14 protein-coding genes are annotated in these 13,665 nt (G+C 43.4%); 5 read left to right on the top strand and 9 right to left on the bottom strand.

The features are described 5' to 3' along the window. The first annotated feature begins 2 nt into the window (after positions 1–2). On the top strand, positions 3–623 hold the full coding sequence (locus tag HUG20_RS12630; RefSeq protein ID WP_200085028.1) for a YktB family protein: 621 nt from the start codon (positions 3–5) through the stop codon (positions 621–623). A gap of 36 nt (positions 624–659) precedes the next feature. Here HUG20_RS12630 and HUG20_RS12635 read toward each other — a convergent pair whose 3' ends face one another. The 3 genes from HUG20_RS12635 to HUG20_RS12645 all read right to left on the bottom strand — a co-directional run bounded on the left by HUG20_RS12635 (position 660) and on the right by HUG20_RS12645 (position 3,830). Then, the gene (locus HUG20_RS12635) at positions 660–983 is read right to left on the bottom strand and encodes a UPF0223 family protein (protein ID WP_343073176.1); all 324 of its coding nucleotides are present in this window, start codon (positions 981–983) and stop codon (positions 660–662) included. Between the two features lie 52 nt (positions 984–1,035). Further along, complete coding sequence (locus HUG20_RS12640; protein WP_142087921.1) at positions 1,036–1,152, bottom strand: GapA-binding peptide SR1P; 117 nt, start codon at positions 1,150–1,152, stop codon at positions 1,036–1,038. 245 nt (positions 1,153–1,397) lie between these two features. Continuing rightward, a complete protein-coding gene (locus HUG20_RS12645; RefSeq protein WP_200085030.1) occupies positions 1,398–3,830 on the bottom strand; it encodes an ATP-binding cassette domain-containing protein in 2,433 nt (810 codons plus the stop codon). Positions 3,831–3,978: 148 nt separating this feature from the next. Here HUG20_RS12645 and HUG20_RS12650 point away from each other — a divergent pair, with 148 nt between their 5' ends. Continuing rightward, positions 3,979–4,656 carry a MerR family DNA-binding transcriptional regulator gene (locus tag HUG20_RS12650; RefSeq protein ID WP_200085031.1) on the top strand — a complete coding sequence of 226 codons (678 nt, stop codon included), beginning with the start codon at positions 3,979–3,981 and terminating at the stop codon, positions 4,654–4,656. A 446-nt stretch (positions 4,657–5,102) separates the two neighbouring features. On the opposite strand, the gene HUG20_RS12655 is transcribed toward HUG20_RS12650, so the two are convergent. After that, a complete protein-coding gene (locus HUG20_RS12655) occupies positions 5,103–5,942 on the bottom strand; it encodes a polysaccharide deacetylase family protein (protein ID WP_246476402.1) in 840 nt (279 codons plus the stop codon). A gap of 227 nt (positions 5,943–6,169) precedes the next feature. Between HUG20_RS12655 and HUG20_RS12660 the strand changes: the two genes are divergently transcribed. Further along, positions 6,170–6,553, top strand: coding sequence for a YbbN family protein (locus HUG20_RS12660; protein WP_200085032.1), 384 nt, complete (start codon positions 6,170–6,172; stop codon positions 6,551–6,553). Between the two features lie 48 nt (positions 6,554–6,601). Here HUG20_RS12660 and lpdA read toward each other — a convergent pair whose 3' ends face one another. From lpdA to HUG20_RS12685, 5 genes are all read right to left on the bottom strand, one after another. Then, a complete protein-coding gene (lpdA, locus tag HUG20_RS12665; RefSeq protein ID WP_200085033.1) occupies positions 6,602–8,011 on the bottom strand; it encodes a dihydrolipoyl dehydrogenase in 1,410 nt (469 codons plus the stop codon). Between the two features lie 2 nt (positions 8,012–8,013). After that, positions 8,014–9,297, bottom strand: coding sequence for a dihydrolipoamide acetyltransferase family protein (locus HUG20_RS12670; RefSeq protein ID WP_200085034.1), 1,284 nt, complete (start codon positions 9,295–9,297; stop codon positions 8,014–8,016). Positions 9,298–9,355: 58 nt separating this feature from the next. Next, entirely contained in the window at positions 9,356–10,333 is a 978-nt protein-coding gene (locus HUG20_RS12675; protein ID WP_200085035.1) for an alpha-ketoacid dehydrogenase subunit beta, read from the bottom strand. Beyond that, positions 10,333–11,379 carry a pyruvate dehydrogenase (acetyl-transferring) E1 component subunit alpha gene (pdhA, locus tag HUG20_RS12680; RefSeq protein ID WP_200090504.1) on the bottom strand — a complete coding sequence of 349 codons (1,047 nt, stop codon included), beginning with the start codon at positions 11,377–11,379 and terminating at the stop codon, positions 10,333–10,335. Before pdhA ends, HUG20_RS12675 begins: the two co-directional genes overlap by 1 nt. Positions 11,380–11,718: 339 nt before the next feature. After that, positions 11,719–12,369, bottom strand: coding sequence for a YkyA family protein (locus HUG20_RS12685; protein WP_200085036.1), 651 nt, complete (start codon positions 12,367–12,369; stop codon positions 11,719–11,721). Between the two features lie 339 nt (positions 12,370–12,708). Between HUG20_RS12685 and HUG20_RS12690 the strand changes: the two genes are divergently transcribed. After that, positions 12,709–12,873 (top strand): YjcZ family sporulation protein, encoded by a 165-nt coding sequence (locus HUG20_RS12690; RefSeq protein ID WP_200085037.1) that lies wholly within the window; start codon positions 12,709–12,711, stop codon positions 12,871–12,873. Between the two features lie 218 nt (positions 12,874–13,091). Further along, on the top strand, positions 13,092–13,637 hold the full coding sequence (def, locus tag HUG20_RS12695; RefSeq protein ID WP_200085038.1) for a peptide deformylase: 546 nt from the start codon (positions 13,092–13,094) through the stop codon (positions 13,635–13,637). Positions 13,638–13,665 lie beyond the last annotated feature (28 nt).

The raw sequence follows: 13,665 nt of genomic DNA on the forward strand, positions 1-13,665 counted from the left end.
AAATGAATCTTCCAACATTTACACAAGATGAATTCAATATTTTTCATATCGAAGGACTAGAACCGCGAATGGAAGCGATACGGGAAAAAATTCAACCGAAATTCAGAGCGCTTGGTGAACCACTGGCTGAAGAACTCAGTAACTTAACCGGCAACGACATGTTTTTGCACATCGCTAAACACGCCCGCCGCAAAACAAACCCGCCAACAGATACATGGCTCGCAGTGGCGCATGACAACCGCGGCTATAAAAAACATCCCCATTTCCAAGTCGGATTGTTTGATGACCATCTGTTCATTTGGCTCGCCTTTATTTATGAGCTTCCGAATAAAAAAGAAATTGCACAGCAATTGTTGGACCGCCAAAATCAACTTGAAAAGCTTCCCAACCATTATGCTGTTTCGCTCGATCATACAAAGAAAAATGCACGCACGTTGGAAGCGATGGGTTCCGAGGAATTGCACAAAAGCCTCGTACGTTTTCGTGACGTGAAAAAAGGAGAGTTTTTAATCGGGCAACAAATTGCTCACGATAATCCTGTCCTAGAAAACGGAGACAAGCTATTTTCAACAATCATGGATACTTTTAAACGTGTACGACCTTTTTATGATCAAACCACCTAATTATCGTAAAAAACAAGGCTTCTTCGCCTTGTTTTTTTACGTTTGCCGAACGACGTCTTCCGGTTCTTTTACCTTGGCCAAGCGGATTGTTTGCCAACACGATTGCCCTGCTTGTTGATCATAATCCCGAAAATACGTCTTTTCTTCATTTTTTGCCGGTACCACTTCTTTAAATTTTTTATAAGCCTTTAGAAGTTCACCTGCTTTAACGCCTTCGTTATAGGCGTTATCGACCTGTGTAAAAAAGTCAGCAACCGTTACAATTTCATCTTCCGTCCAATCGCTGGAAAAGGGAATGGCTACTTCATCTTTCATTGTGACACCTACCTTGAGGCTATTATAGCAAAAAAAATGGCGCATTGCCGCACGAACGGCGATGCACCAACTGTTTCGATTTCCGGAACGCGTATAGTCATCTTGACGCGCGTTTTTTCTTGCAGGCTTCGCAATTTCCGTATAACGTTGCCATCTTATCCGCTTTGAAATGTTCAATGGTGCAGTCACATTCCGAACAAACGATCATTGCCATACCATCGCACTCCCTATGAAAGCGTTTTTAATGTGTATCATTATAATATGATGTCATAATTGATTTGTCAACCATGAATTGTATGGCACATTCCAGAGTTCGGAGGTTTCACGATACATAACTTACACGAAAATCGCCCAACCGGGTTATCGGCAGCGGTTCATGGTATCCACACTCGCGAAGGGGTCATTTCGCTTGCCAATTTCAAAAAACCACGCACCACAGCCCTGCCTTTTGTTGATTGATTATAAATAATTTAATGTTTTGGTGTTCGCCTTAATAAATTGTGAAATATCACCGGAATAAATGATTTCACCACCACTATCGCCACCACTAGGACCTAATTCAACGATATAATCAGCTTGTTTTATCACATCTAAGTTATGTTCAATGAAGAAAAATGTATTTTCATTCTCCGTAAGTTTTTGAATAAGTTCCATAAAATGGAATACATCAATTTTGTGCATACCAGTTGTCGGCTCGTCTAAAATAAAAAGGTGTTTATTTCCTTTCTGCTTAGAAATTGTACTGGTAAGACGTAATCGTTGCATTTCACCACCAGATAAAGTACCTGTCCCTTGTCCAAGTAAGATATAATCAAGGTTTGTTTGGGTTAAAAGAAATAATGGTCTACTGTTTAAACCGTTTCTTTCAAAAAATTCTATCGCCTCCTTGATTGAAAACGCTAATACATCCGAGATAGAGTAATCCTCGATTTTCACATTTGAAATTTCGTCTTTGTATCTACTTCCATGACAAGTTGAACAAGGAAGTTCCATGTTTTCAAAAAATAGTTGATTACTTTCAACTACTCCTAACCCCTGACAATTAGGACATCTTCCTTGCCCAGAATTAAATGAGAAATCTGATACAGAATATGGTAAGTTTGAGTCTTTGGATTTTATTGCAAAAAGATATCGAATATCATCAAAAACATCTAAATAAGTTGCAATGATAGATCTTTTGTTTCGAGTAGGTCTTTTTTGGGTAATGACAACAATGTCTTTATAGTTGTTTTTCCATTGAATAATCTCATTGTCTTTTAATTGGCTATCGGCAATTTCTCCAAAAAGCAAACTTGATTTACCTGAACCAGAAACGCCAGTTATAACAGATAAACAGTCTGCAGGAAGTGTTAGTGATATATTTTTGAGGTTGTGCACATTTGCATGTTGTACTTCTAGTGCAAGTTGTTTTGTTTTGCGCTTATAACTAGCTTGCTGGTAGGTAGAATGATTTGATTTAAAAAGTAGTGATTGAGAATTGGTTAAAAGCTCGTCATAAGTTCCAGTTGTCACAACATTACCACCAAACTCTCCAGATCCCGGTCCGATTTCCACAATATAATCTGCTTGTTTACTAAATGCCTCATCATGTTCGATTGCTATAATAGTATTATTTCGTCCTTTTATTTCATTGATCATGGATATTAAACCTTCCGTATCGGAAGTGTGTAATCCAACTGTAGGTTCATCAAGAATAATGATTAACTCCGTCATTTGAGAGTCTAGAACAGCAGCTAATTTAATTCGTTGAGCTTCACCTCCAGAAAGAGTTGAATACTGGCGATCTAGCGATAAGTAATCAAGACCAAGCTTAGAAATCCGATTAATTTTAATTTCTATATCGAGAAGGTAATCTTTGACCAAAGATGTAATCTGTTGATCACTTTGTTTTTTTAATTGTTGTACCCACTGTAATGCATGTTTTAAATCTCCTTTTACAATTTCAGGTAACCTGTGATTATAAACTTTTGCGGATCGACTTAAGGCATTCAGTTTTTCCCCATGACATTCAAAACATCTATCCTCTTGAACGAATTCCTTAAGATTTTTTGGTATATCTTTTTCTTCAGCTATCTTTTGCCATATTTTTGGTTCAACTCCTTCATATTTTCCTTCTGCCACTTTGGTTGGTAATGTTTCATTTTGATCTTCAGGAATTTCTGACGAATATATGCCTTTTTTTAATAAATCAAATTGCTCTTGAGTAAACTCTCCTAGGGGGATATCTTTGGGAATAGGAACGCTAAGGTGTTTTAAGAGAGCATTGAAAGACTTAAGTTGATAATCAGCATAATTTTTGTGCCAAGTAGCTATGCCACCGTTAAGGATTGTTTTATTTTTTTGATAGAGGCTATCTTTAATAACCAGTGATTTACCCATTCCTTTACAAGTGGGGCAAGCTCCTGCTCTAGTATTAAAAGAAAAATGTGATCTCGTTAATTTATCCATTTGATAATTACAATTCGGACAGTGCATATAAACGTTGAACTCACCATCAATCTTTTCAGTTTCTTCCATAGAATCGCTTGCGGAAATGACCTTATGGCAATTTGGACAATTTCGCTGATGTAATTTTTCAAAAATCATTCTTAGATCTGTATAGATATCGGTTTGTGTTCCAAGCGTTGAGCGGGGATTATCATTTCTGTCTTCTTGATCAATCATAATTGCAGGAGATAAATTTTTGATTTCATCTACTTTCGGTTTTGGGATTCCCTGATAACTCATCGTCTCTAAATATTGTCTTTGCGATTCAATATAGATTGTATCTTTGAGTAATGTTGTTTTTCCTGACCCTGATAATCCAGTAATAACGGTTAACTTGTTTCTTTGGATTTCCAAATCAATGTTTTTTAAATTTTTCTCATATGCATTTTTTATTTTTATATTCATTTCATCACCTCATCATCGATGATATCAGATTGAAGCAACATTCTATTTTCAAATAAAAAAATATTGATATATCCCGTTTTATGATAGAATAAAACGAACTAAGGACTTTAAGGTTTTATTTAAAGGTTGTTAAAGAATGGGATATACGATGAAACAAATGATTGCGTATATTGGTGTAAGTAATACGACTTTGAAAAGGTATGAGAGTAATGGATTAATACCTTCTGTTTTCTATACAAAAGGAAATCATAGAAGATACGAAGAAATTCATTTAATTGCCTTTAGAACAATCCGAAACCTTTTAAAAGGTTTCGACATACCAGTAGCGTATCAATTGATGAAATTAGCAAAGGAAAAGAAGTTCACAGAAGCCAACTGGATCATTGCCCAATCTCAAAAAGAATTGGTAAAGAAAAAAGAAACACTAAAAATGCATAAAGAATTTATTTTGTCTCTCCCTCAAAAACCACTGAAAAAAACTACCATGCGCATAGGTGAATTAGCAAAATTCGCTAATATTGAGACATCAACGATTCGCTATTGGGAAGAAAGAGGACTTATAAAAGGGATTAGAGATGAAAGCAGTGGTTATCGTTTTTATGAAAAAAATGAGGTGCGAAAAACCATCATTATTTCTCTTTTGCGAAAAAGTGTCCGTTATCTTGACGAAATAAAAATAATTGTTGATGAGATAAATGACGAAAGCCTCTCCAGCATCAGGAAACATTATACCGTTGCTAATAGAGAACTGGATATTCATCTTGAGAAGCAATTAGAGTCCATTTCTGTTTATATGGTTTATTGTGAGAAGTTAAGACAGCATTAAATAGGGACTGCTGAATAACGGAAAAAGACTGGCACATAAGCATTTTTCGTTGGTGTTGTCGAAGCTGGATGCAAGGAATTCCATCCTATAAACAAAAAACCCTTGCACTTCTGGCAACGTACGGAGGGATGGTGCTGCAATAGCGAGACTCCAGCGGAAAAACGGACGCGTCAAGCCCCCGCAGCGCCGGTTTTGCGCGAGGAGGCTTGACCGTTCGTCCGCGGAAAGCGAAGCCATGGAAGCGCCATCCCGACTTCAGCTGATAGCTGCATGTTGTTCAGCATTCCCTAAATATGTAGATATAAATATGTAGATAAGAAGGTTGATGTATACTTGCTTCCCTGCCAAAAAAAGAGATACTGCCTTTTGCAATATCCCTTCATCTTGAGCACTGCTTGAAAACGTTTTTATAAGGCTTCTTCACGTTTTCTTCTGCTGGCTTTACCTCACTCATTTTCCTGTTCAATTTCTGTGGGGTCGATAAAGTCGTAACCCTCGTCTTCGAGACCTAAAATAATGTCTTCAAGCGCTTCGTTCGTCCACTCCCGGTCATGCATCAGAAGATTGGCGCCGTTTTGCAAGTGTTCCGTCTCCACCATAATCTCCGCCAATGCATCAGGATCGGTATATTCTTCTTCCCAATCAAATCCGTAGGTCCAATTCATGCCGAGCATCTCTTCTTCTTCCACGACTTCCCAGCTATGATCAGTATTCGCTCCGTGAGGTGCCCGGAAAAAGTTTGGTCTTTCCCCGGTGATCCGTTCGATTTCATCGTTCAAATCAACGATTTCATCTTCCACCTCTTCCTCGGAGATCTCCTGTAAATTTGCATGGGTCATGGTATGGTTTCCGATTTCATGTCCATGCTCCATGATCTCAAGGAGCTGTTCTTCTCCCTCTTCATCATCAATAAAATGGTGATTGATGAAAAAGATCGCGGTCACATCTAGCTCTTCAAGTGTTTCCGCCATCTCAACGCCGTGTTCATCCGGCGCATCATCGATGGTAATCAAGACCGCTTCTTCTTCGGCATCGTCAATGGGCTCTAACCCCCAGTTATTTTCATTAAGCGTATACGCCGGTTCAGGCTCTTCTTCCGTATGTTCCTCTTCGGAAGGCTCTGTTGAACCATTTTCATCCTCTTCTTCCGATTCGTTTTCTTCTTCAATAACCGTGTTCTCTCCCTCCTCGTTCTCCTCCACGCTTACGTCTTCTTCCGCTTGTTGACATGCAGCGAGCACGAGCATTGCCGTGAACCAACAAAGCATTGCTTTAGACAAATGCAATTCAAAATTCCCCCAACTTATGTATTCATATTCCCATTCAATATTACATTTTTCTACAAAAGTTGCAATATATTTTCAATGATTGATTGCATTTTTTTCTGTGACTTTAATTCTTTGTCTTTGTGTTTTCTTTTCCATTACAGTTTCTTTACCGTTCCCTCTTCATTTCTTTTCCATGATATCATCGATGGAAAGATGATTACGCCTGATAAAGGTCGTGAGAGAATATGACAGCTAGTAAAACGGTTTTTATAGCCACTATCTTTGCAATTATTACAATTGCTTCTTCCTGCAATAATTCAGACGAAACACATACACCTGATGCGATCGCTACCACCGATGAACCTCAAGCATTATTATTCATTGATGAAAATCAACCTGACATTGAACGCCCTTATTATAATGCATTAATTAATTTTCAGAATGAAAGGGATGAAAAAACGGACGTTACCATTATTCGAGAACAAGAAGTTGCCGCCGACCAATGTGAAGTAGAGGAATTCCCCACACTCATGTTGATCCATGATGATGAACCCATCGCAGTTGTCAGTGGCCAACAATCGATGGAGCAACTCGTCACACTCTTACAAGACAATTTTAACGAACGGTAAAACACCGGTGCTGATCGCAGCACCGGTGTTTTTTGTCTTTGTTTTATTTTACATCGAATGGATGGGCGTTCCTAACGCTACCTCCGCTGCTTCCATCGTAATCTCTCCGAGGGTCGGGTGGGCATGAATGGTCATCGCCACATCTTCTGCGGTCATGCCGGCTTCAATGGCAAGTCCGACTTCGGCGATCATGTCAGAGGCACTGGGGCCGGCGATTTGGGCGCCGATAACCAATCCGTCATCCTTTCGTGTAACAAGTTTCATAAACCCGTCGGAATCATTGAGGGATAGGGCCCGTCCGTTGGCTTGGAACGGAAACTTCGATGCTTTTGCTTCAAAGCCTGCTTCTTTTGCTTCCTCTTCCGTGTAACCGACGGATGCCAACTCCGGATCCGAGAAGGCGACGAGAGGGATGCCGAGATAATCAATGGCAGAAGCCTCGCCGGAAATGACTTCAGCTGCAATTTTGCCTTCATAAGATGCTTTGTGCGCAAGCGGCGGACCATCAGTAATATCACCGATCGCGAATAGGTTCGGCACGCTCGTGCGTGCTTCCTTATCGGTTTGAATGAGGCCTTTATCATCCATTTCAACACCGATTTGCTCGAGGCCAAGCTCCTCCGTATTCGGTTTACGTCCAACGCTTACGAGTACGTAATCAGCATCGATTTTTTGTTCTTCGCCTTTAACATCGGCCGTCACCGTCACGCCGTCGTCTTTTTCTTCCACACCGCTTGCCATCGCTTCTGTGTAGAACGTGACGCCTTTATTTTTCAATCGGCGTTGTACGAGTTGGGACATTTGCTTCTCAAATCCGCCGAGGATGCGTTTTTCTCCCTCGAGGACGGTGACTTCAGTTCCGAAACTGGCATAAGCGCCTGCCAATTCTATGCCGATATAGCCGCCGCCGATGACGACGAGCTTTTCCGGGATAGCGTCCAAGGCCAACGCACCCGAGGAATCGATCACTCGATTGCTATATTTAAAATTGGATAGCTCAATTGGCTGAGAGCCAGTGGCAATGATACAGTTTTTAAACTTGTATGATTGCCCGCTGTTATTCTCACTTGAGACACGCACAGTGTCCTTGTCGGAGAGATAAGCTTCCCCCTGCACAACGTTCACTTTGTTTCCTTTTAACAGACTTTGGACACCGCCCGTTAATTTTTGGACAACCCCGCTTTTCCATTCTTGAACTTTGGAAAAGTCAACGGAGACGTTCTCTGACTTAATGCCAAGCTCATCATTTCCTTGCGCTTTTTCGTAACTGTGCCCGGCTTCAATCAAAGCTTTCGACGGGATGCAGCCGACGTTTAGGCAAACGCCTCCCACGTCACCTTTTTCTACAAGGGTGACGGACTGTCCGAGTTGGGCGGCACGAATCGCCGCCACGTATCCCCCGGGACCGGACCCGATGATAATCGTATCCACTTCTTCTGCCAGATCTCCTACAACCATTGTTACCCCTCCATCATTATTAATTCCGGATCGTTAAGCAAACGTTTCACATGATTTAGCGCTTGCTGTGCAGTCACCCCATCAACCAGGCGGTGATCATAACTTAACGATAACGCAAGCATCGGGCGAACGACAACTTCCCCGTCTCGGACGACTGCTTTTTCCTCGATGCGGCCAATTCCGAGAATGGCGACTTCCGGGTGATTGATGACCGGCGTGAAAAAAGCTCCATTGGCCGAGCCGACATTGGAAATCGTGCTCGTTCCGCCTTGCATATCCGCGCTCGCTAATTTTCCGTCTTTTGCTTTTTGGGCAAGTTCATTAATCTCATCTGCAAGCATAAAAATTGATTTGCGGTCCGCTTGCCCAACAACCGGGACCATAAGTCCGCGATCCGTATCTGCGGCAATGCCGACATTGAAATTCTTTTTGTAAACAATTTCTTCGTTTTCGTCGTCAATGGAAGCGTTTAACACCGGATATTCCCTCAGCGCGGATGTGTAAGCTTTAACGACATACGGCAAGTACGTAAGCTTAATTTCTTTTTCTGCCGCCACTGGCTTAAACCGTTTCCGGTTTGCGACGAGAGCGCTCACTTCCACTTCATCCATGTGCGTGACGTGAGGCGCAGTACGTTTGCTGTGAACCATGGCATTCGCAATTGTTTTCCGTATGCCTTTAAGTGGCACGCGTTCCTCAGAAACATCGGCAGTTGCTGTCGAAGCGGCGTCCTTCTCTTCTTCCGGTTTCTCTTCCGTTTCAGATGCTCCGCTAACGAAGGCATCGACGTCATCTTTTAAAATTCGCCCGTTTTTACCTGTACCTTTTACATCATTGATGTTTACATTTTGTTCACGAGCGTATTTACGGACCGAGGGCATGGCAATGACCCGCTTGTTGTCATCTTCATCGTCTTGGGCTTGACCATCTTCTTTTTTGCTTTCTTTTTCTGCGGTTTTTTGCTCTTCTTCGCCTTTCTTCGCAGCGTCTGATTCGTCTTCATCGGAGGACGATTCACCCTCGTCGTCATCTTCCTCTTCAGGCCCGCTTCCGTCATCGATCGTGATAATGACGTCTCCTACCGTTACGGTGGTGTTTTCTTCCACTTTCACATCTAAAATCGTTCCGTCTACCGGAGAGGGAATTTCGACCACGGCTTTGTCATTTTGCACTTCACAAAGAACATCGTCTTCTTCGACTTTGTCCCCTTTTTTCACAAACCAGGTGACAATCTCACCTTCATGGATCCCCTCCCCAATATCCGGGAGCTCAAATTTATAAGCCACGCACAAGACCTCCTTTTCAATGATCACTCGACGTTTCGAACATTGGCCGGGCTAAATTTTAAAAATCGATCGTCGCTTTCGCTTTTTCGATAATATCGTTGTGATCCGGCAGCCAAATATCTTCATCGGATGCAAACGGATAAACGGTGTCCGGAGCCGTCACCCGAGCCACCGGCGCTTCCAAGTGTAAAATGGCACGTTCACTGATTTCTGCGGAAATGCCGGCTGCAACCCCTGCTTGGCGTTGCGCTTCCTGGATGACAACCGCACGGTTCGTCTTTTTCACCGACTCGATGATCGTATCAAGATCAACGGGGCTTACGGTTCGCAAGTCAATGACTTCCGCTTCAATGTTTTCTTCGCTCAGCTGTTCCGCCGCTTTTAAGGCAGAATGAACCATAGCACCGTAAGCGATGAACGTAATGTCCTTGCCTTCCCGCTTGATATCGGCTTTGTCAAGATCGATCGTGTACGCTTCTTCGGAAACCTCCCCTTTCAAGGAACGATAGAGCTTCATATGTTCCAGATAAAAGACAGGATCATCGGAGCGGATACTGGAAATAAGCAATCCCTTGGCATCATATGGCGTTGACGGGATAACTACTCGCATGCCCGGCATTTGCGCCATCAACCCTTCCAGGCTGTCCGGATGCAACTCAGGTGTTTTCACGCCTCCGCCGAACGGTGCCCGTACCGTAATGGGGCTGTCGTAATACCCGCCGGTGCGATAATGCATCCGTGACATCTGGCCGGCGAGCCCGTCCATCACTTCGAAAATAAAACCGATAAACTGTATTTCCATAATCGGCCGGAAGCCGGTAACGCCCAAACCTATAGCGAGGCCGCCAATGCCCGATTCTGCGAGTGGTGTATCAAATACACGGGCCTCGCCGAATTCTTTTTGCAAACCTTCCGTTGCCCGAAAAACACCGCCGTAGTGGCCTACATCTTCACCGAAAAGAAGAACGTCTTCGTCATTTTTCAATTCCGTGCGCATGGCATCTGTTATTGCCTGTATCATTGTCATTTCTGCCATTATTTACTCGACTCCTTCGCACGATACTCCTCCAGTTGTTCCCGGAGATTATACGGTAGTTCATTCCCCATAATTTCGATTAACTCACTCACTTTTTGACGAGGGGTTTCTTCCACTTCTTTCATCGCTGCTTTTACGTCTGCTTTTGCCTGTTCGACGATTTCATTTTCTTTCTCTTCGGACCAGAGGCCTTTATCTTCTAGGTACTTGCGAAATCTTACTAATGGATCACGCTTTTCCCATTCGTCATCCTCTTCGGACGTTCGGTAGCGAGTGGGATCGTCCCCGGAGAGCGAATGGGGCCCGTAGCGATAACAAAGCGTCTCAATCAAAGTAGGGCCATTCCCGTCAACGGCATTTTGCCTTGCTTTTTGCGTTGCCGCATAGACAGCGAGCGCATCCATCCCGTCGACTTGAATGCCTTCAATTCCGGCAGCAACCGCTTTTTGCGCGATCGTATCCGCTGCTGTCTGTTCCTCGGCGGGCACGGAAATGGCGTACTGGTTGTTTTGCACAACAAAAATCGCAGGAACATGGAACGCTCCCGCAAAGTTCATTCCTTCATAGAAATCACCTTGCGAGGCTCCGCCATCCCCTGTATAGGTGATGACGACTTGTGATTTTCCTTTCTTCTTCAAACCTAGTGCAACACCGGCCGTTTGTACGATCTGGGCGCCGATAATGATCTGCGGAACGAGCGCATTGACCCCCTCCGGCATTTGCCCTCCTTTGTAATGGCCTTTGGAGAACAAATAGGATTGCCAAAGCGGATACCCATGCCAAATCAATTGCGGGATGTCGCGATAGCCGGGTGCAATCCAGTCTTCTTTGTCAACGGCATAATGAGAGCCGATCATGGAAGCTTCCTGGCCGGCAACAGGCGCATAAAACCCAAGACGCCCTTGGCGTCCCAACGAAACGGCACGTTGATCAAGAATCCTCGTATACACCATTCGATACATGATATCTTGTAGCTGTTCATCGGATAAATCGGGCTTCTTATCCTCGTTGATCACTTTTCCGTTTTCATCCAGAATTTGTAACATTTCATACTTATGTTTAGCCACAGTGGCTCACCTCTTCTTTCCTGTCGTGCTGCTAAGCGCCCAAAAATTTTCCTCTGCGGATCCGATCCCTGTTTCAATGTCGATTTACAAATAAGTTACCCGAATTATTCTATTTTCAATCTTGTTTTCAGGCTCCCTTTTCTGTTTTACTTTTACGCCTGAAAAAACTAATACAATCATTCTAAAGCAATTTTACCTCACTAGCATTTAAACCGTCAAACCATAGGTTTAACTATTTTTGTACATGGATGAATTAATCTATCTGTTATACATCAAACAGAGATATATCGAGATGAGAGTATAACAGACCGATCCCCTTCAATCGTGTCCCAGTCCCGCCAATCGATAAAATTCTTCTTTTTGGTCGTTGAAGGTGACTGTCTGTTCATTGAACGTTTCTTTATGATGATCAACGCTCTCATATATATCGTTAATGGCATCAACGTGCGCTTCCAGATCTTCAAACGCCAAATCCTCATCCACGAGCATTTCATAAAGTTCCCGATCCAACCGCAGCCCTTCCATGTATGCTTCATATAGGTCACCGTGCGCTTCATACCGCTGTTCCATAACACCGATCACGGTCTCGGCCTCTACCCGGGTTTCATCATCGGCAATATCCTGGACTTGGACGGCTCCTTCTTCCACCTCTCGATATGCTTGGGAAAGGCTTTCTCTTTCCGTCGTCATGCGCTCTTCCCGTTCATCAACGTAGGTAGTTGCTTCATCGGCGAGGGTTTCTATATCATCCATCTCCGATAGGCCTAATTCTATCATTTCCTCAAATCGTTCATTTTCCGCTTCTTCCGCAGCAACAATAGGCGCTTGTTGCTCGACAAACGTTTCTTCCACTTCCACTGCTTCTTCTAAATGCGTTTGCAGGTTTTGCTCTGGTGCGCTACATGCTGTTAATGCCAAAAGCATCGAATTCCCTACCCCGAACACAATGGCTTGATCCTTTGTTTTCACGACCCAACCCCCTCACATCGAATCAATCGTATTCGTTGTTATCATATAGCAATCGGTAATCGCTTGCAAAAAACGGAGCCTGCATCCTGTGTCAACACTAAAATCTATGGTTGACAAGCCAATGTATGGATAACGCTTGGCCAGCGCCACGGAAAAACACTTCGCTGGCTAGTCACTATCCTAAGTGTTCACTTTTATCAACGATAGATTTTGGTGAAGAGCCTGCATTCTTTATCAAAACTTGGGTATTTAACCAGACAATATGGATTCTTTTGCATAAAGTGTAGCGTAAGCGCTCATAAAGCGCAGGCGCGTAAATATTAAAGGAGGGGTTTCTTCATGTCATTTGGTTACGGCGGATTCGGCGGAATAGGCTACGGTGGCTATGGCGGATTTTGCCATGGCGGCTACGGCGGTCAACGCGGCGGCGGATTCGCGCTCATCGTTGTCCTCTTCATTCTGCTTATCATCGTTGGAGCCGCGTACACTACCGATAAAAAATAGCAATACACGTGGAAACGGCGCTCTGCTTCTCTTGCAAAGTGCCGTTTCCATACTTGCTCAATGGCTTTTTGTGCTTTTGTTGAATTTCCACTTCTGCTATAATGAAAAGGAAAATAATCGTTGCAATGCCAACGTGAATGCTCGTTTTTTACGGGTTTTGAAATCCACCCATGCCTCATCTAACATACAAAAAAGTCATCAAAAGGAGGCGCAACAATTTGATTACGATGAAAGACATTGTGCGCGAGGGAAACCCGGTGCTTCGGGAAGTCTCTCAACCTGTAGACATTCCGCCATCGAAAGAGGACCATGAATTGTTGCAGCAGATGTTGGATTTTCTCATCAACAGCCAAGACCCTGACATCGCTGAAAAATATGATCTTCGGCCGGGCAGCGGTTTAGCAGCCCCGCAACTAGGGGTTCCTAAACGGATGTTCGCCATGCATGTAACCGATGATCGCGAACGTTTGCATAGCTATGGGTTCTTCAACCCTCGGATCATCAGTCATTCCCTGGAAGAAACCAACTTGGAAAACGGCGAAGGATGCCTCTCCGTTGATCGAGAGGTGGAAGGCATCGTACCCAGGTACGCCCGCTTGAAACTGCAAGCACGAACGCTGGAGAATGAGGAAGTGGTTTTAAGGCTAAGAGGATTGCCCGCAATCGTCGTCCAACATGAGATTGACCATTTGAACGGCGTCATGTTTTATGACCGCATTGAAAATTACAGCGGTCCGTACAAGAAAACGGCGCCCACCATTTAAAAAGAAGGAGCCAATCTGCCCCTTCTTT

This window comes from Salicibibacter cibi (assembly GCF_016495865.1).
Lineage (GTDB): Bacteria > Bacillota > Bacilli > Bacillales > Marinococcaceae > Salicibibacter > Salicibibacter cibi.